Source organism: Chryseobacterium sp. PMSZPI (genome assembly GCF_002835665.1).
In the GTDB taxonomy this organism is placed as follows: Bacteria; Bacteroidota; Bacteroidia; order Flavobacteriales; family Weeksellaceae; genus Chryseobacterium.
In genome coordinates this window covers 41,967-62,039 of sequence record NZ_PIZV01000055.1, presented here as the reverse complement: position 1 = coordinate 62,039, position 20,073 = coordinate 41,967, and the positions used below count along the sequence as shown (strand labels likewise).

Sequence of the window (20,073 nt, the reverse complement as noted above, 5' to 3'; positions counted from 1 at the left end):
TTTAAAACAACGAAGTAACAAACAAAAATATAATGGTTTCTTAGCTCAGTTGGTAGAGCAATGGATTGAAAATCCATGTGTCCCTGGTTCGATTCCTGGAGAAACCACTTGAAAACCTCTGATTCATCAGAGGTTTTTTTGTTTTTGACTATGACTGCAAAAGTTTTAGCACCTGACGTCTATTTTGTGTGAGACAAAAGGGGATCAGTCTCAAAAGTTGTGGGCAACATAGAAATGCATGGATATAAATTTAAAATTATTTTTTTATTTATACTTTTTAAAATAACTTCAGAAAAAAGAACAAAAAATTTGCATGGTATTACAAAATATTATACTTTTGCACCACTTTAAAAACAACGAAGTAACAAACAAAAACATAATGGTTTCTTAGCTCAGTTGGTAGAGCAATGGATTGAAAATCCATGTGTCCCTGGTTCGATTCCTGGAGAAACCACTTGAAAGCCTCTGATTTTTCAGAGGTTTTTTTGTTTTTATATACAACTTCCCTCCCCCCTAGTGTTTTCAAGGACGACTCAAAATCCGATCCTAAGATATCATACATTTTCACACAACCTATTTTTTTAGGATCAGTCCCAAAAGTTGTGGACTAAGCAAAATTTTGGTTAATCTAAAGAGGAAAAATGTTCTATCTTTCACGCCTCTAAGCTTTATATTGAAATTTAATTTCAACGCAAAGACAAGATTTAATTATTATTGATAAATGAGCTAAGAAACCGATAAAGATCGCTGATGAAGCAATTTATATATGTGTAGACTTAGAAAGACTCAATAAAGTTGACTCAGCCTTTGCTTCCTAACAATACAACACCATATAACAGAGATCCTTTTAAATTTAAAAATTAACAGATCTAAATATTCCAATCTTTCCAACTTTTATGCTTGATTCTAAAGTTAGTCCTCCCAAAGCCATATCATTTATTATTTTTTTGATAATAAACCAAAACAATTTAATTATTCGACTCAATAAACAACTATCAATATTAATCAAATATAAAATAATTATTATTTTTTTAACATACAACAATTAAAATCAAAATTATTCTCATACCTTTGAATTAAAATAAACAACCAAAATTCTCAAAATATGAAAAATTTATCTTTATGTTCCAGCAAAATGCAAAAAGCATTATGGGCAACCTTATTCGTTTTTACGCATATCTTTACCTATGCACAACTAGAGAAGACTTATCCCAACAGTGAAACCCACGTGGCAACCGGAGGCTGTGTACTCTGTAATGTAGTAGACTCTGAAAAAAGTATAGGAAGTAATGAAAATGATTATGCCACCTTAAGGATACCAATAGGTATAAATGCCAGAATTATACAGACTTTTAATTTCCAGAATCTGGTTCCCGGTTTTCGAAAGCTAACCATCGGTATAGAAACTCCAAACGTATCAATAAAAGAACAAGCGAAAAGAGATATTTATATCGAAACATTTAACGGAAACACTACAAACAATGACTACAAAAAAATAGACCTCAACATGCTGAAGCCCGGTCCCGATCCCAACAAAGGTACTATTGAATTTACAACCACCAAACCCTTTACCAAAATAGAGCTTTCCATTCACAGCGGTCTTGTTGGGCTGGGAGAAGACCTCCGAATATACTATGTTCACCATCTTCCATCCCGATTCACAACATGTGGTAATCCTCCTCTTGACCCTGCCTATTATTTTCCATTCGATGGGAATAGTAAAATTGACATCATAAGAGGAACTAGCTTAACACCTCCATATGTCAATAATTTATTATTCTCAAATGGAGTTTGTGGAAAAGCATTAGGAGATACCAATACCCCTCTTTACGCTGGCGATATTCCTTTAAATCCTTATGCTACAATCTCCTTCTGGGCAAAAGCCACAACAAATAACTCGGAAATTTTATTTTTAACTAATCTGTTTGGAGAAAGACACTTTAAAATACAAAATGAACCTGAATTCAGACATTATACAATCAAAATTAATCCCGAATCTGCAAGTTTATACCGCGATGGGAAATTTGTACCTGGAAAAGGTATAATAATAAATGGCAATCAGTTAGCCATTATTTTAAGCATGATAAATGCTAGTATAGATGAACTCATTATTTACCATAGGGAACTCAGTGATACTGAGATCTTAGCACTAGCACAGTCTTACAATACCTCACTCAACAAATCGATTGATACTAATACTCTCCAAACTGAAACTATAAACGAAATATTCACCATATCCCCTAACCCTACCACAGGACAGATAGCAATAGAGAGTAACTTCCCTATGGAAGGCTCAGAGATCTTTATCAGTAATACTTCCGGTAAAGAAGTATATCGTTCAAAGTTTACTTCCAAAACTTTTGATCTGCCGACAACATTACCGGGAGGTGTTTATATGCTAACCCTGCAAACAAGGGATAAAAAAGTCTATACCCGTAAGGTTATTTTAACAAGATAAAAACAAAAAATATAATTAAAAACAAAGCAGGCCTAAAAGCCTGTTTTTTTATGCCGATACAATCAAAATGAAGTCGGATATCATTAGCTATTCAGCCAGTTCAGACAGTCCGTAATCTGCGTTTTACTGATAAAAATTTCTGAGCTTACTTCCGGTTCGGGAGAAAGTTTCAGTTCTACTTTTTGGCTTGAATGTTTGATGATCTCTGTAATCGCGTCTTTATTGATGATAAACTTACGGTTCACTTTAAAGAAAACCTGGGGATTGAGTTTCTGGATAATATCCTTAATGGTATCATCAAAAATATAAGTTTGATTATCCTTTGTAGTAAGGAAAAGATATTTTCCGGAAGCAAAGAAATAAGCTGTATTTTGTTCGTCTACAGATCTCAGCTTATTGCCTTCTCTCACCATGAAACGTTTCATCATTTCAGGATCTTCACCCTGACGTAAGGTAGAAATGGATTTCAACAAAGGTTCGGGATCAAAATTATTCCTGATGGAAACAAATTTCTGTAATGCCTGATGGAGATCTTCTTCTTCAAAAGGTTTCAGGACATAATCTATCGTAAAATGTTTGAAAACCCGCATCGCATACTCATCAAATGCAGTAATGAAAATAATGGGTGTAAAAAGCTCTACCTGCTCAAAAATTTCAAGGCTCATCCCGTCGCCAAGATGAATATCCATAAAAATAAGATCGGCGGAGTTATTTTCAAAGAAATCTATTGCCTTTTTTTTGGAACGAAGAACCACTATTTCCGTAACAGGAATGATGTTTTGTTTATCTAAAAGGTCTTTCAGATAATTAACAGCCAGCAGCTCATCTTCTATAATGGCAATTTTCATACTGCAAAAGTACAAAAAAACCGCTAGAACGGTTAAATTCTAGCGGTTTCAGGGGTTGTTAATATGAAGTGTTCTATAAATTAGGATTATTTTTTCTTGCACTTTGCGGATATGCTATTGTATATCTTGGATCATTTTGTTCAAGAATATATTCTTTTCCACCAACTGTATGAACGATCTTCTTCTGATTTGCTCTTCTCAGATCAAACCAACGGTGACCTTCCACTGCAAATTCTCTAAACCTTTCATCCAGAAGAAAATTCATGAAATCTGAGGTATTCATTGGAGCAATTGCGCTTTGAACAGACGTGTATCCTTCCGGAATATATCTGTTTTTTAAAACTTTTAACAGAGTTTCTTTAGCCTCATCAAGTCTGTTCAGTTTCAGTAATGCTTCAGATTTTATAAAATACATTTCTGCTGTTCTGAAGGTTACTCTAAAGTCTGAATCTCCTTTTTTAATCACATTGTAACGATCAGGTGCTTTTTCAAAATAAAGTCCGAATCTCTTATCTGTTGTTTTATTATATGATGAGATAAGCTCTGGAGCAGCATAGGATAAATTATTCTTCACAGAACCATTGAAGGCATTATCCAAAGCCATGATTGATTCTACTGAAGCATAGTGGTGCGGAGCTACATTGGTTGTGTTTAAATTACTTAAACCATCATTGATAGAAAGCACCTGCTGTGAATAATCCAAAGCTTTATTCCAATCTCCCTGATACAATGCAATTCTTGCCTGTAAAGCTTTTAAAGAAATTTTGGAAAACCTGTAATTACTTCCTGTTGGCTGCTGTTGTTCCTGCATCATTCCTTCTGCTTTTGCAATATCAGAATGGATCTGATCATACACTTGCTGTACGGTAGAAGGCTTCAATACCGCCTCCACATCAATTTCTAAACTGATGGGTACTCCTTTGTCTGTAGATGCTGTAGCAGGGTTGTATTGCTTACCATATAAATTAACAAGATCAAAATATGAATAGGCACGCAATGCATATGCTTCACCCAATATTTGTTGTTTCTCAGGAGACTCAGCCATTGTCTTACTCCCTTCATTGATGATCTGATTCAGGTAAAAGATCACGGAATAGAATCTTACCCAAGGATATTCTCCTGTATTGGAATCATAACCGGTATCTTTCCACATGGCAAGTTCACGATTGTAAGCAAAACCACTGGCACTTTCATCCAAACTAAGCTCATCTGTACGTAATGCCAATAAAGATCTGTGTTCCGGATATTTTGAATAGGCAGAGGTAAGCACCTTTCTGTAATCTTCTGCATTTACAGGAACTACTTTACCTTCCGGCTGTATATCTAAAAATCTATCACATCCTATGCTGGTAAAACTAAGAGCTGCTAATGCGATAAATGTTGTTATTTTTCTCATTTTTTTCAAGTTTTAAAAAGAAACATTAAATCCAAGTGTCACTGAACGGGTAATAGGCTGTGCATAAATATTTCCATACGTTTCCGGATCAAAATATCCTTTGTATCCGTTACTGAATACAAAAAGGTTACGGCCCTCAACACTCAATCTCAAACTACTGATTCCCATTGGGCTGGTAAATTGCTTAGGAAGTGTATACCCTAAACGGATACTGCTGATTCTTACATAGCTGATCTCCTTAGCCCAGATATCTAACAAATTGTAAATATTATAGTTGTTATCTGTAAGCCATTTATTGCCCATCCATCCTGGGTTGCTATCCATTTCAGGACTTGTAATCCCCGGAAGTGAAGTTCCTGCCTCGTAGATATCTCTTGTATAATTTCTTCCTCTGTCCAGCTCCATTCCTTTATACGATGGGGTTTTCATCACCGTCTGTTTAAAATTGAATGTTGCAGATACCGTTAAGTCAAAATCATGTATTTTAAAGGTATTAATGATACCTCCGGTAAATTTCGGATCTCTATCTCCTACATAGGTAAACAGATTTCTCATTTCTTCATTGGAAAGCTTTGACTGTGCAAAATAACCAGGAAGGAAATCTGCATAAGGATCATACAATCCAAATAAATCTTCAATTTTCACTTTTTCGTTCCCTTTCCAGAACATTGGGTTTCCATTTTCATCTATTCCTGCAGTCTTTAACGCAAAAACAGCATTTACTGGAAGTCCTTCTCTGGTAGGAAGACGGGCATTATCACGAGGCTGTTCACTTACTACGTTACTTTTGTTATGAGCAAAATTGATCGTAGTTGACCATTTGAAGTTTTCTTTATTGATATTTCTGGTAGAAATTGCCAATTCAAAACCTTTATTGGTAAGACTTCCCCAGTTTGCCATTGTGTATTCGAATCCTGATTCAAGCGGAGTTTCTCTCATACTGATCATATCCGTACCTTTTCTGCTGTAAACATCCGCGGTAAGGTTGATACGGTTCTTGAATAATCCCAAGTCAAGACCAAAGTTCACGTTCGTGGTTTTTTCCCAACGAAGCTTATCATTTGGCGGGCTGATTACATTGATTACATCTTCTCTCATTCCCGGAAGAATATTAGCATAATTGTATTCACCAATGAAGAATGGTGAAGTATTACGGTCAATATTTCCCTGAAGACCATAAGACGCTCTCAGTCTAAGATTGGAAACAGGAGTGATATTCTGCATAAAGTTCTCCTTCGTTACCAGCCATGATCCTGAAACTGCCCATATTGGTAAATACCTGTACTTTTTATTAACCCCAAACAAATTAGTACCATCATATCTTACACTTCCGAAAAATGTATACTTCTGATCGTAGGTATAAGACGCTGTAGCAAACATTGAAGCATAGGCATTTTCTACACGAGGCATTTCACGGTAAGTTTCATATTTCTTTTCCGCAGCATCGTTGGAGCTTGGGAAAACAATTGGTGTTCCGGTTTTTGTAGAAGCATTATAACCAAATGCTCTGGTAAGCGTTGTATTATCATCCGTCTTACGAATTTCGGTACCAGCCATCAAGTCAATTTCATGTACGGAATTGATTTTGGTACTGTATGTTCCCTGTAATTTCCAATTGTATTGGAAGAAATCATTATCCCAGTTTTGTTTTATTCCTCCTACAGGTAAATAATAACGGTATTGTCCGTCCTTATAATAACGCGTTCCTTCTCTGAACTTTCTTGTAAAATAAGTATTTTCAGCAGCATACTTTTCCGTTTTATTGGTATCATATTGAATACCCAACTGAGAAGTAAATTTCAGGCTTTTTGAAACTTTATACTCTAAATCTAAGATCGCTTTCAGAGAGTGATTTTTCAGTGTATAATCTGTATTCTCTCTTTCCTCCAGGAAGTTGAACGGAACATATACATCTTTAAAACCATCTATATCTTTATCATATCTGTAGCTTCCATCAGCATTGTAAGGTGACAGATAAGGATTAGCATTTCTTGAATAATTAACAGGGCTTGCCGCAGCGTCAGCATCTGTCATAAATGATTCTTTCTCACTCGCAGTCCCAAAAACAGAGATCCCAGCCGTTAACTTATCGCTTAATTTATAATTATTCTTTAAAGTCAGGTTATAACGTTTGAATCCTGTACCAATAGTGGTTCCCTGTTCATCAAAATACCCTAAAGAGAAATAGTAATCTGCACTTTCTCCACCTCCGGAAACACTTACTCCATATTGTCTATTGATCGCATTTCTGTACAATAGTTTTCCCCAATCTGTACTGTTGTTTCTTAACGCATTGATTTGGTTACGGGTGAACGGTGTTAAAGCATCAAGACCACCGCTCCTAAAATCATTAAGCTGGTTATTTTGAGTTAAAATCCTCATCACTTCCCCTCTATCTGCACGGTAAGTAAGATCTGAACGCTTGGCAAGCATTAATTCAAGATCTACTTTCTCTGATGCATTCATCAGATTTAGCTTATCGAAATCAGGACGGGCTGTTACGAAAGTATCGGCAGAGAAATTGATTCTCATATTTCCTTTCTTTCCTTTCTTTGTAGTGATGGAAATTACCCCATTGGCTGCTCTTGCTCCATAAATAGCCGTTGCTGCAGCATCTTTCAGAATGGTAATATCTTCAATATCATTCGGATTCAGTCCTGCAATGGAGAAGTTCTGAAGCTGATCGATATTATCCTTGTCACTGAAGTTAGGTACATCATTTCCTTCTAACGGAAGTCCATCAATTACCCATAGCGGATCCTGAGGACCAGACAAAGAAGCTGTTCCACGGATTCTGATTTTTGCAGGTCCACCCGGAGATCCTGTTTCCGGAGTTACCACTACCCCGGCAATCTGTCCGGATAGCATCTGGTCTACACTCGCTACCCCAGCCTGGTTGATGTTATCCATTTTTACCGTAGAAACTGCCGAAGTCTGCTTACGTTTTTCAATCTTCTGATATCCGGTAATGATAACTTCCTGAATTTTATTTTTATCTGAAACTTCAGGAGCCAATCTTACCGTATAATTGGTTTTATCTTCATTAATCAGAATAATACGGGATTCATATCCAGGATAGCTTACCAGAATAGATTTTGTACCTACCGGAATTTCCAGTATAAATTTCCCGTCTTTATCGGCTACCGTACCTACGGATACACTTTCGATAATGCCATCCAGATCGGTTTTTGTAGAAACGGACTGAGTTTCTATTTTTATGGATGCTCCAGCAATTACGCTGGAAGTATTACCATCTTCTATCTTCCCTGTAATGGTCTTTTTTTCCTGAGCCAACGCAACCTGGGCCGCTAAAAGAGGTAAAAGGATTAGAGTTTTTTTCATTGCTGTTTATTTGTTTAAAGCCTCTTCAATACGAATAATTAAATCTGTGTAATGCGCTCTTGAAGCGTCATCACCTCTGTATCTGGTGTTATTCAGTATATTCAGAACTTTTTGCAGCTCTGCTCTCTTGTACGTCGTAACTTCAGATACTCTCTTCATGGATGAATAATTGATGTTTCTTAGGTTTTTACCTTCTTCATGATAGTTACAGATCATTGGCATATTTAATGTCTGATCTGTTTTCAATGTTTTTACGGCTGTTTTTTCGAATAATTTGTTCACCGAAACAATCAATGCATCCACGTAATTTTTCTGCGCCATTTTCTCAAGCATCGTGAGGCTTCCTTTCTTATTAAAAATGGCCGTTCTCACCTGTTCAAACAGGTTTTCAACGGTATAAATTTCCTCTTTGGAACCTGAAACTTCATGCTTCAACTCGTTCTCAAGGAGTCTAAGCAATCGGTCGTCCATAAACAGGGAATAGATGTTGGCATATTGCATTCCTCTTGCCAGGGTATATGGCGTCTGTTCAAACGGTCCCATTGGTGAATTTTTCACCGAATATGTTTTCTCAGTAATCGGGTTAAAGAATAACCACTGCGGAAGATTGATTGAATTTTTAACCAGGTAATCAACCGCTCTTCTCTGGGTTTCAGCAGGCACTGCTTCGTAAGCTTTCTTCTTGTTTCCAAAAACGGTATTGTTCAGGTAAATCCCACCTACATTCGCCATTACATGTCCTGTATACAGATCCCATTGCCCAATAACACCCATGTATAATTTACCTGCATCTGTATAATCTTTACCGTCTTCATACGTCCAGTTTAAAAGATTATTGGATACAACCTTCAGGTTTTTCATTCCGTATTCGCTGGCTTTCATCGCATCATCACCCAAATCTTCCGACTGTGAGCGCGGATCTATTGTTTCAAGGTAGCTCTGTTGCTCCCCATAGAAGTACAAAGGATCATCTTCGTGCTTATCAATCAGATTTTTTAATGCTTTTTTCTCAGCGAATTCATCCTGATACCAACGGTAACCCCATTCAATGGCATATTTATCATAGATTCCGATCTTTGGAGTGATGGCTGTTACCCCATCTTCTGGCTGTGCCACATAGTTGTAACGTGCGTAATCCATGATAGAAGGTGCCGTTCCGCCCATTTTATCTGTGAACTCTTTAGAACGAAGCGATTCTACAGGGAATGCAAATGAAGACCCCATATTATGCTTCAATCCAAAAGTATGTCCTACTTCATGAGACGATACAAAACGAATTGCCTCTCCCATATATTCATCACTGAACTTATTGGCTCTCGCTCTTGGATCTATAGGGCCTATCTGAATTCTCATCCATTCCTGAAGAGAAGTCATTACATTGTGCCACCAGATAATATCTGCTTCAATGATCTCACCACTTCTTGGGTCTACTACGGATGGTCCCATCGCATTAGACTTTGGAGATGCTGCATAGGTAATCACGGAATATCTTACATCATCAATATCGAAATCCTCATCTTTTTCATCCGGCATTTTAGCAATCACTGCATTTTTGAAACCTGCCTGTTCAAAAGCAACCTGCCAGTCATGAACTCCTGCAATGATCTTTTCACGCCATTGTTTTGGGGTTGAAGGATCGATATAATAAACGATCTGCTTTTTAGGCTCTACCAATTCACCTCTCAGATATTTTTCCTTGTCTTCATCTTTAGGTTCCAGGTTCCAGCGGGTGATGAAAAATTTCTCATCCATTTTCTGCTGCTGATCGTTAAAAGACCAATGCTTTTCGCTGAAGAATCCTACTCTTGCGTCTGCAATTCTCGGTTTCATAGGAACTTTAGGGAGCAATACCAGATTGCTGGTTACTCCAAGGGTTACCGGTAAATCTACTCCGCCTTCATTGACTGAAGTGCTCAGCTGAGATTTAACCACAAGGTTTTCCGGGAATGTTTTTACTCCTTCAATAAAGGAAAGACTTGATTTTACTGATCCACCAAGGCCAACATTGGCCAATACATCATTAAAGCTTTTTTGATTTCCGTCAAAAACCTTATTCACTTTGATGGCTACCGAAGTAGAATCATTGTTCTGAGCTTCAATATCAAAAACTTCAATGACAGATCCTGAAAAGTTATCTTTAACAGATTTTGTAATAGCGTCATTTTTAGGAGAAGACACCTTAGCTTCAGAGGTTCTTACCCAAACTTTTTTAGCAACGCTGTCTTTGTAAAAAGAAATGATTTTATTTTCATAGTTCATTCCTTTGTTCAAACCAGCCTCATTTACCTGCAACGGTACCTGAGACAGCTTGTTCACTACCAAAAACTGGCGTCCCATTAAACTGTCCGGGATTTCAAAATAAAGATCTGTTTTTACCTGAATAGTATTGAAAATCCCTTTTTTATAAGTTCCTTTCTTAATCAGTTCATCAATCTTTTTAGCTTTTTTTGATGATGAAACATCAGCTTTTTCGGTTTTGTCCTTGGTCGTTTTTACAGTATCTTTTTTCTGTGCAAGGACAGCCGGCGATGCCATAGCTAATCCAAGATACAGTGCAAGCCTGTAATTCTTCATTAAAATAGTCCGATTCATTCCAAATAGTAAATATCTTAGTTTCAGCTGGCAAAGCTATAGGTATAGTGAATTATATAGGGTGTTTTAGGGAGTGAAAGGTGATTATTCGGGAGTGAATGGATTTTTTCATTTTATTTCATTAATAGCAAAAAACATATAAAGTTTTCACCATCTACAGAAATATGAAGCGGATTTTCTCTAAAATACTCATAAACCTGATTCAAATAATCAATTCCGAATTTTTCTCCCTGCACTTCTTCCGTTTTGGGCTGATACGTATTCTTTACCATGATGCCTTTCCCGTCTACTTCTATTGTAATTTCCAAAGGCTGATCTATGGTAGCAACATTATGTTTAATAGCATTTTCTGTGACAATCTGAAGGGATAAATAAGGAATTCGTTTCTTTAAACCTTCAGGATCTTTTATAATGAGCTGGAAAATAAGTTCTTCATCAAATCTGCTCTTCAAAAGCTCCATATATTTTCGGATAAAATCAATTTCTTTGGAAACAGGTACAATATTTTCCTTTGGCGGGACAATCAGATACCTGTAGATCTTGGAAAGATTCATCGTAAATTTCTGAGCGTTCTCTTTATTAATTCCAATCAGCATATATAAAGAGTTCAGAGAATTGAACAGAAAATGTGGATTGATATTATTCTTGAGCTGTTGTAACTGATTAATTACTTCTGCTTTGTGCATTTTTTCATTCTCAATCAACAGTAGATTTTTTTCAGACTGTATTTTTTCTTTTTCCTTATATGCCATGCTTGTAGATCGCTGAAACAGAATAAAAACAGTAACGATCATAAATAAGGCTGCCAGAAATATATACACCGTATAGGCTTTCACTTTATTGATATTCTCATCGGTAATAAAGTTGACATAATTAACGACTGCATATCCATCAAAATTATCTGTTTTCAAAGGCTTGATAAAGCGTGTAACTTCCATTGCCAGATATTCTGAGTTGGCTAGCCCTTCTGTATATCCTGCTTTTACAGTATTGCATAAAGTATCTTTTGCCTTGATATCCGTGAAATTGAAAACATTTTTCCCAATATACTTTTTTTCAGGATGGGTAATGCAAACTCCTTCCTTAGTAAAAACATAGGCATAGGTATTGGAACTTTTATCTACATTGGTAAAATATTGGTGAAGATCGTCCAGGCTTACCGTAGAGCCATAATACAGAACATTTTTCTCCGGTAGTACAAGAGAATCATAACTTACCCAGAACATACTGTCTCTACGGCTGATTAAAAGATCTTTGAAGTTCCCGGAACCTGTATTTTTTATAGCAATGGATCCTTTTTCATTGTTTCTCTCTTTGAAAACACCAGACAGAGGATTATTACTTTCGTATTTTCCTGTTTTATTATGGTCGTAATAATACCAACTGTAAGTTAACAGGTTTCTTTTTTTATTTAAATCATTTAAAACCAGAGAATAATCTCTATAGTTTTTCAACCCGTCTTTTTGAATTAGCTCACGAAGCAAATACTGATAATCTTCAATATTCCTGAATTCACTTTCTACAGATTCATATTTTCTGAAGAAAGTTTTTTTCGCAAAATCTTCATTATTCTTACGATTATCTTCTGCAATTAAATGACTTAAAACAGCAAAAGCCACTACTGCAATCAGGCAGGTGGATAGTGCGGCAACGTAAATAGATTTTTGGGATAAGGCGTGTTTAAAATTAATACTCAATTTCTTCTGCATTCTATTTTCTTATACAGAAAACCTTAACAATGCTGTAGTAGAGCCTATATTTTAAAGATCGCTTCTGTATATAAATTATTCGTTTGCAAAGATATAACAAAGATCTGAGGACCATTGAGTGAATTATATATATATCATTAAAACACTTGTGAAATTAAAAAGGACTCCATTTTTTGAATAAAGAAGTCTTAAAAAAATTCAACTCTTAAAATTAGTTAATATAGTGATTCAACAATAGATTCATCATTTTATATTTCGAAAATTAAGTATCTTCGCCCATAAATCTTATTTGAAAATGAAGAAGATCATCTCCGGGATATCTATATTTTGCTCAATTGTCATCTCAGCCCAAGAAGCCATCCAATTTCAGGAATTACCATTCAAAGATATTGTCGCAAAAGCCAAAAAGGAAAAAAAATTGGTTTTTATTGATGCCTATGCTTCCTGGTGTGGCCCTTGTAAAATGATGGAAAAAAATGTTTTTACCCAAAAATCTGTCGGAGATTATTTCAATGCTAACTTCATCAATGCAAGGTTTGACATGGAAAAAGGAGAAGGAAGAGAAATTGCGGCTAAATTTGGAGTGCGATCTTATCCTACTTATCTTTTCTTAAATGGTGAAGGTGAACTTGTCTCCCGAAATACCGGATATATGGAAGAGAGTATGTTTGTCACAATGGCACAGGATGTAAACTCTCCCGGGAATGCAAAAGGTTCTTTGAAGGAACGATTTGCCAATGGTGAAAAAAATCCTGAGTTCCTGATCAATATTATGAAGCTGAACTCTTCTACCGATTTTGATTTTGCCAAAAAAGCATCTGAAAGATATTTTGAAAATAAGAAGAAAAACGAAGAGCTCTCAAAAGAAGAAATTGGTTTTCTTTTATATTTCTTAAAATCAACAGAAGATCGTAACTATACTGCCTTTACCTCTCGAAAATCAGAGATTATAAAGTTCCTACCTGAGGAAACCTATAATGAATTTGATGCTCAGCTCAAATTATCCAAAATCGTAGAACAATCTATTGATGATAAAAACAAGAGAATAAATGAAGAATACTTCATGAAAATCGCTGAACCGTTGGTAGGAAAACAAGCTGCGACCACAAAGCTTAATCAAACAAAGCTTGCTTATTATGAACAAAATGCCAATTTCCCGGAATATGAGAAAGCAGCATTAGATTATTACAAAAATGCAGATACATTTGAACCCAATGAACTTTTAAGAGCAGCATGGGTATTTAGTGATCATATCAAAACACCAGCCTCTTTAAAGAAAGCTACAGAATGGGCAGAAAAATCAGTTATGAGAGGAGAAACATCTGAAAACACTTATATCCTTGCCAAACTTTATTTTTTAACAGGAAACAAAGAAATGGCAAAAAATTACGCTGAAATATCACAAAATATCGCCATCCAATCGAACCAAGATTCTAAGCTGGCTAAAGAATTATTAAATCAAATCAAATAACACTTCGATGAAATACGAATTATTAGCAGGAAGTATTCTAACTCTTTTAACAATAGGAACTTTAACTGCCCAGGAGCAGGAAACAAAACAAGAAAATGAAAAGAGTTTATACATAAAGGGAAATGCTGTATTTGCTCCAATAGGGATATTAAATGTGGGCGTAGAAAAACAAATTAGCCCTAAATATACTCTCCAGGGAGACGTATTTATCTCACCGTGGAAATCTTTTGCGGGGCATGAATTACAGATTTATTCTGTTTCTTTTGAAGGGAGATATTATTTTAACGAAGCTTTTAAACACTGGTACATTGGAGCAAACATTGGTTTATCGGCTTACAATCTTCAAAAATGGAATTATTGGAATAATAACGCTGAAATAACTGAAACCGGAGAAATTATCATCAATTCCAATCGTTATCAAAAAGGATATTCTGTAGCATTGGGAATTACCGGTGGGTATCAATTTCAATTGTCAGACCGATGGAATCTTGATCTTTATGCTACTATCGGAACATCGCAAGGCTTTTATAAAGGTTATGATCGTTCAACCGGAAAGCGTTATGATGGAGCAGAAAAACTTAACAAAAGTGGAGAAATTATCCCTTATAGAGGTGGTGTCATGATTTCTTATAAATTAAAATAATACAATGAAACCATTCGGAAAAAATCATATTATTATTTCTGTAATCACATTTGTGATTCTTTTTTTAATGAACTATATAGGCAATGACTTACCCGACAAATTGCAAAGAGCTTTATTAACAGCTTTTGCAGGAGTTGTTGGATTAACCGTTGGCTTGTTCATACTCAACAAAGGGAAAAATGATAAAACCCCACCACAAGATTTTGATTAATTAATCCTCATAAACAACATACTTGGATCTAATTTTTTCAAAATTTTCCAAATCTCTCTTCCAGGAAGATTTAATTTCCGGAATCGATTTACCGGCAACAATTTGTTTTCTGAGTTCATCGGTTCCGGCTAATGTATCAAACCACAGATTTTTCAAAAAGAAATCCAACTGCGGATTTTTATAATTCTTATAAGCTTTGATCACCCATTCAAGATTCAACTCACGCAAATCTTTGGGGTAATTGGAAAGGTTTTCCCCGTAACATAATTTCCCATTCAGGAAAGGATCTTTTGCACCAAAATTTGGTTTTGGCGTAAATTCATAAGGTAAACCTTCCGTCCACGGAGAACCATAAATCTGGAAAGGAAGATCAGTACCTCTTCCTACAGACACCTGAGTACCTTCAAAAAAACATAAACTAGGATACAAATTAATAGCTTTATCATTAGGTAAATTCGGTGAAGGTCTGTCTAATATAGCATAACGTTGTTTTTTATGATAGTTTTTCATCGGAACAAGAGTATATTTTACCTGTACTCCATCCTTTAACCATTTTTCTCCATTTACCATTTTTCCATATTCCCCTATTGTAAGCCCATACACCACAGGAACTTCATGCATACCAACAAAGCTTGACCATTTTTTCTTCAAAACAGGACCGTCAGTATAACCATCATGTGGATTGGGACGATCCATAACCATTACTTCAACATTGTTCTCGGCTCCTGCCTCCATTAAATAGGTTAAAGTAGAAATATATGTATAAAATCGCACGCCTACATCCTGAATATCAAAAACAACAATATCAATACCTTTCAGCTGCTCTGGTTTTGGCTTTTTATTGTTTCCATATAAAGAAATAATAGGAATTCCTGTTTTAACATCTACTCCGTTCTTCACTTTCGCACCAGCATCAGCATCTCCTCTAAAGCCATGTTCAGGGGCAAAAATTGCTTTTACTTTTATATTATTCTTCACTAAAAAATCCACCAAATGGGTTCTGTTACTCATCAATCCTGTTTGATTGGTAACAACTCCAATGGTTTTATTTTTTAAGAGTGGTAAATACACTTCGGGTTGATCTGCACCGGTTTTAAAATCCGATTGATCTTGAGTTTGAGAATAATATTGATTGAATACTCCTAAAAAAATTAGGCAAATAAGAAGTAAATTTTTAATTTTGAAATCTAAATTCATAAGCTTGAAATTTCCTTTATATTTCTCTAGAAAAATAGCATTTTCCAAAGATAACAAAAATAACCTTTCAAGGGTTATCATCTTCATTGGCAGGCTTTCTGTTGCATTAGGGATTATTGTTTCCCTTATTACCGTAGCCACAGGTTTCGGATCCAAAAAAGCTATTAAGGAAAGATTGGCTGATTTCAGCGGGCACATCACCGTAAGATCAACCCGCTCCAATTCCTCTTATAATACTTCGGTACTGGATAACCAGGGGCTGAATATTGCAAAAATAAAAGAGCTATCTGATGTAGAGAATGTTCAAAAATATGTGACTGTTACAGGAATTATGCGTAATGAACATAATTTCGCCGGAATTATATTTAAAGGAATCGGAAAAGATTTTGATAGTTTAAGATTTAAAAAATTTCTTATTGCCGGCACCACACCAAAAGTTACGGAAGTAGGTTTTAACAATAATGTTACGATTTCACAAAAGATTGCCAATGACCTTCATCTTAAACTCAATGATAGTATTGTTACCGTATTTTTAAAAGCCGACCAAAAACCGCTTTATCGTAAATTTCGAATTATCGGAATCTATAAAACAGATATTAAACTGATTGATGATCAATTTGTCATCGGCGGAATTAATCATGCAAGAAAAATTCAGGATATGAAGGCGGACGAAATAGGCGGACTTGATATTTTCCTGAAAAACGTAAATGATATTGACAAAGACTTCCCTGAAATTGAAAAATTGATTGGCTATAAAAATTACGCTGAAAAAGCCACTGAAAAGTTCCCTCAGATTACGGATTGGATCAGTATCTTCGACACCAATATTGCATTAATCATCATCATTATGCTGATTGTGGTAGTCATCAATATTATCATGGTTCTTTTAATCCTTATTATTGAAAGAACAAATTCCATTGGATTACTAAAGACGTTAGGTGCCAGCAATTCACAGATAAGAGCAACTTTTATCAATTATACTCTTATTATCATGATTCCTGGACTTTTATACGGTAATGCTATTGGATTAGGGCTTATTTTAATTCAAAAATTCTTCGGAGTGATAAAGCTCAATCCGGAAAATTACTATGTAAGTACAGTTCCTGTAGATCTTAACCCTATTGCAATTATTTCTATTTCATTAGGAATTTTACTTATTTCAGCCCTTGCTTTAATTATTCCAAGCTACCTGATCAGTAAGATTTCTCCGGTTAAGGCAATTAAGTACAATTAATCATATTGATGATATTGAAAAGGAAAGTTCTTTTCAAGCTCTTTTAGTTTTATCCCGGGCATAGATAATTTTAAAAGCCTTATCTTTGCAGCGCTTATAAAACATTTATGAAATACGCAAAAAATATTCTTGAAACTATAGGGAATACACCTCTGGTAAAACTTAACAATGTATTAGGAGAAGACTTCCCGGCACTGGTTTTAGCAAAAGTAGAAACATTCAACCCCGGAAATTCCGTAAAGGACAGAATGGCTCTTAAAATGATAGAAGATGCTGAAAAAGACGGCAGATTAAAACCTGGAGGAACCATCATTGAGGGAACGTCCGGAAATACAGGGATGGGATTAGCACTTGCTGCTATCATCAAAGGCTACAAATGTATTTTTGTAACCAATTCTAAACAATCAAAAGAAAAATGTGATATCCTTCGTGCAGTAGGTGCAGAAGTAATAGTGTGTCCTACAGATGTAAAACCGACTGATCCTCGTTCTTATTATTCAGTTTCTAAAAGACTGGCTAAAGAAACAGAAAACGGATGGTATGTAAACCAGTATGATAATTTATCCAACAGAGCTGCTCACTATGAATCTACAGCTCCTGAAATCTGGGAACAAACAGAAGGAAAACTAACGCACTTTGTAGTAGGTGCCGGAACAGGAGGTACGATTACAGGATGTGGAACATTTTTCAAAGAAAAAAATTCTGATATCAAGGTAATCGGTGTTGATACATATGGTTCTATCCTGAAAGAATTCCACGAAACAGGAGAATTACATTATGACCATGCCTATACTTACATTACTGAAGGAATCGGAGAAGATATTATTCCGGAAAACTACGATATGTCCGTTATTGATCACTTTGAAAAAGTAACAGATAAAGATGGTGCTATCTATGCAAGAAAACTGGCTAAAGAAGAGGGTATCTTCTGTGGTTATTCTGCAGGAAGTGCAATCGCTTCATTAGTTCAGATGAAGGACCAATTTACTAAAGATGATGTCATCGTTGTTTTACTTCATGATCACGGCTCAAGATATGTTGGAAAAATCTACAATGATGAGTGGATGAAAGAAATGGGTTGGCTGGAAGAAAATAAATAAGCGAAAAAAGTAAATTCGCTAATGCATAATAAAAACGGAGCAAAGTTTTGCTCCGTTTTTATTTTTATTGTTTATTGACATTATCTTTAAGCACGGTTTTGAGTAGACTATACTCTCTTTCGCTCATAGATTTCCTTGGAAACATATAATTGTACTTTCCTTCCAAAGAAATAAATTCATTATTACTGTCAAAATAGTCAAAGTCTTTCCATTCACTGGTTTCTTTTTCTCCATCAATATTGACTGTAAAAAATTGATCATCCAATCTAATTTCGTAGATTGTACAGTTTTCAAGAGAGGTAAGATAGTGATTCACCTGTTTCTTCCATCTTGAAACCTTATTGACACTTACCGATAAAAAAACGGCACAAAGTAAAAATATAAAACTCAGGAAATATAAAATTCCGGCACTTTCTTTACTCAAACTTTCTTTGAAAAGAAATACAATCAGTAGAATAACTGCTGCTGCAATTGTTGTTATTGTTTTACTTTTAGTTGTAGGTGAAAAAAGCAGATTGCCTTGGTTACCACTAAAATAAATATCTTCAAAATTCTTTCTGTCAGGTTTTAATGTAATCACCTTTTCCTCACTCATAGTACATGGTTACTTTAAAAGCTACAAAACTAAACTAAATATCTTCATATTGATCATTTATCGCAGAAAGTTTATTCATTAATTCTCTATTTCTTTTTTTCAGAGCGTCTAATTTTTTCAGCATATTATGAATAACTTCCAAACCCGGAAGATTAATTTCAAGATCATAATGCCAATTGGCAAATTTTTCTAAGTCGGGCAAGTCTTCGTACATCAGGTAGTAAATATTATTCTCTATTTGTACATTCAACAGCCCATAATCTACAAGCTCATCAAAAAAAGTAATTTCGATATTGTATATTTTTACAAGTTCTTCTCGTGATATTCTTTCACTCATAGCTTAGGAATTTTTTAGTTGTTCAAAAAGTTCTTTCTGCTTTTCTGTAAGATTGGTTGGCAGCTTCACTTCATAAGTTACAAAAAGATCTCCGTGCTCTCCTTCTTTTTTATATACAGGAAACCCTTTTCCTTTCAGTCTTACCGTAATTCCGTTTTGTGTTTCCGGTTTTACTTTAAGGTTTACACTTCCATCTAAAGTATTCACTTTTACATCTCCTCCTAAAACAGCAGTATACAGATCAATAGCGACTTTAGTTTTCAGGTCATCTCCTATTCTTTCGAAGTTAGGATCAACAGGAATATTAAACGTAATGTAAAGGTCTCCATTTGGGCCTCCGTTGACGCCTGGATTTCCATGACCTTTCAATTTAATCTGTTGTCCATCATATACTCCTGCAGGAATGGTTATCCTTACCTTCTTACCATTGATCTCAAAAGTTTGCGGATGGGTTTTAGCAGCATCTCTCAAGTTTAAATTGAGTTCGGCTTGTACATCTTGTCCTTTAAATTTCCCGGAAGCACTTCCTCTGGAACTTCTACCAAAACCACCTGACCCGCCAAACATATTTTGGAAAAAATCTGAAAAACCTTCACCTTCCCCAAAATCTGCACCGGAGAACCCACCCCCGTAATTCTGCTGTTGATATTGCCTTTGCTGTTGTTGAGCTTTTTCGTACTCTTCACCATGTTTCCAGTTTTCGCCGTATTTATCATATTTAGCACGATTTTCGGGATTACTGAGAACTTCATTGGCTTCGTTGAGCTCTTTGAATTTCTTCTCTGCTTCTTTATCGTCAGGATTAAGGTCAGGATGTAGCTTTCTTGCCAATTTTCGATAGGCTTTTTTAATGTCATCCTGGGTTGCGCTTTTATCTACGCCTAAAATTTTATAGTAATCTATATAAGCCATAGAAACGATGTTTACTCAAATTTATGAA

Annotated in this window: 15 protein-coding genes and 2 tRNA genes; 8 read left to right on the top strand and 9 right to left on the bottom strand. The window is 35.5% G+C overall.

Translation table 11 applies throughout. From position 1 onward, the window contains the following. The first annotated feature begins 34 nt into the window (after positions 1-34). The 3 genes from CW752_RS11055 (at position 35) to CW752_RS11045 (ending at position 2,458) form a co-directional block, all read left to right on the top strand. Positions 35-107, top strand: a tRNA-Phe gene (locus CW752_RS11055). 274 nt (positions 108-381) lie between these two features. Continuing rightward, positions 382-454, top strand: a tRNA-Phe gene (locus CW752_RS11050). 651 nt (positions 455-1,105) lie between these two features. Next, a complete protein-coding gene (locus CW752_RS11045) occupies positions 1,106-2,458 on the top strand; it encodes a T9SS type A sorting domain-containing protein (protein ID WP_101239770.1) in 1,353 nt (450 codons plus the stop codon). Between the two features lie 83 nt (positions 2,459-2,541). Here CW752_RS11045 and CW752_RS11040 read toward each other — a convergent pair whose 3' ends face one another. The 5 genes from CW752_RS11040 to CW752_RS11020 all read right to left on the bottom strand — a co-directional run bounded on the left by CW752_RS11040 (position 2,542) and on the right by CW752_RS11020 (position 12,345). Further along, a complete protein-coding gene (locus CW752_RS11040) occupies positions 2,542-3,306 on the bottom strand; it encodes a LytR/AlgR family response regulator transcription factor (RefSeq protein ID WP_101239769.1) in 765 nt (254 codons plus the stop codon). Between the two features lie 73 nt (positions 3,307-3,379). After that, a complete protein-coding gene (locus tag CW752_RS11035; RefSeq protein ID WP_101239768.1) occupies positions 3,380-4,702 on the bottom strand; it encodes a RagB/SusD family nutrient uptake outer membrane protein in 1,323 nt (440 codons plus the stop codon). A 12-nt stretch (positions 4,703-4,714) separates the two neighbouring features. Beyond that, on the bottom strand, positions 4,715-8,044 hold the full coding sequence (locus CW752_RS11030) for a SusC/RagA family TonB-linked outer membrane protein (RefSeq protein WP_101239767.1): 3,330 nt from the start codon (positions 8,042-8,044) through the stop codon (positions 4,715-4,717). Positions 8,045-8,050: 6 nt separating this feature from the next. Continuing rightward, the gene (locus tag CW752_RS11025; RefSeq protein ID WP_101239766.1) at positions 8,051-10,636 is read right to left on the bottom strand and encodes a zinc-dependent metalloprotease; all 2,586 of its coding nucleotides are present in this window, start codon (positions 10,634-10,636) and stop codon (positions 8,051-8,053) included. 113 nt (positions 10,637-10,749) lie between these two features. Beyond that, on the bottom strand, positions 10,750-12,345 hold the full coding sequence (locus tag CW752_RS11020) for a histidine kinase (protein ID WP_228401711.1): 1,596 nt from the start codon (positions 12,343-12,345) through the stop codon (positions 10,750-10,752). Between the two features lie 295 nt (positions 12,346-12,640). Between CW752_RS11020 and CW752_RS11015 the strand changes: the two genes are divergently transcribed. The 3 genes from CW752_RS11015 to CW752_RS11005 are packed head-to-tail and all read left to right on the top strand — an operon-like array spanning position 12,641 to position 14,670. Then, a complete protein-coding gene (locus tag CW752_RS11015) occupies positions 12,641-13,816 on the top strand; it encodes a thioredoxin family protein (RefSeq protein WP_101239765.1) in 1,176 nt (391 codons plus the stop codon). 7 nt (positions 13,817-13,823) lie between these two features. Further along, positions 13,824-14,459, top strand: coding sequence for a DUF3575 domain-containing protein (locus tag CW752_RS11010; protein ID WP_101239764.1), 636 nt, complete (start codon positions 13,824-13,826; stop codon positions 14,457-14,459). Between the two features lie 4 nt (positions 14,460-14,463). Continuing rightward, positions 14,464-14,670 carry a hypothetical protein gene (locus CW752_RS11005; protein ID WP_101239763.1) on the top strand — a complete coding sequence of 69 codons (207 nt, stop codon included), beginning with the start codon at positions 14,464-14,466 and terminating at the stop codon, positions 14,668-14,670. On the opposite strand, the gene CW752_RS11000 is transcribed toward CW752_RS11005, so the two are convergent. Next, entirely contained in the window at positions 14,671-15,867 is a 1,197-nt protein-coding gene (locus CW752_RS11000; RefSeq protein ID WP_101239810.1) for an exo-beta-N-acetylmuramidase NamZ domain-containing protein, read from the bottom strand. 4 nt (positions 15,868-15,871) lie between these two features. On the opposite strand from CW752_RS11000, the gene CW752_RS10995 reads away from it, so the two are divergent. After that, positions 15,872-17,101: an ABC transporter permease gene (locus CW752_RS10995; RefSeq protein WP_101239762.1), complete on the top strand. Its 1,230-nt coding sequence runs from the start codon at positions 15,872-15,874 to the stop codon at positions 17,099-17,101. 107 nt (positions 17,102-17,208) lie between these two features. Then, positions 17,209-18,201 carry a PLP-dependent cysteine synthase family protein gene (locus CW752_RS10990; RefSeq protein ID WP_101239761.1) on the top strand — a complete coding sequence of 331 codons (993 nt, stop codon included), beginning with the start codon at positions 17,209-17,211 and terminating at the stop codon, positions 18,199-18,201. A gap of 64 nt (positions 18,202-18,265) precedes the next feature. Here the strand turns inward: CW752_RS10990 and CW752_RS10985 are convergent, their stop codons facing one another. From CW752_RS10985 to CW752_RS10975, 3 genes are read right to left on the bottom strand one after another with little or no spacing between them, the layout of a single operon-like run. Further along, complete coding sequence (locus tag CW752_RS10985) at positions 18,266-18,796, bottom strand: hypothetical protein (protein WP_101239760.1); 531 nt, start codon at positions 18,794-18,796, stop codon at positions 18,266-18,268. 34 nt (positions 18,797-18,830) lie between these two features. After that, positions 18,831-19,133, bottom strand: coding sequence for a chaperone modulator CbpM (locus tag CW752_RS10980; protein WP_101239759.1), 303 nt, complete (start codon positions 19,131-19,133; stop codon positions 18,831-18,833). Positions 19,134-19,136: 3 nt separating this feature from the next. Then, positions 19,137-20,045 carry a DnaJ C-terminal domain-containing protein gene (locus CW752_RS10975; RefSeq protein WP_101239758.1) on the bottom strand — a complete coding sequence of 303 codons (909 nt, stop codon included), beginning with the start codon at positions 20,043-20,045 and terminating at the stop codon, positions 19,137-19,139. Between the last annotated feature and the right edge of the window lie 28 nt (positions 20,046-20,073).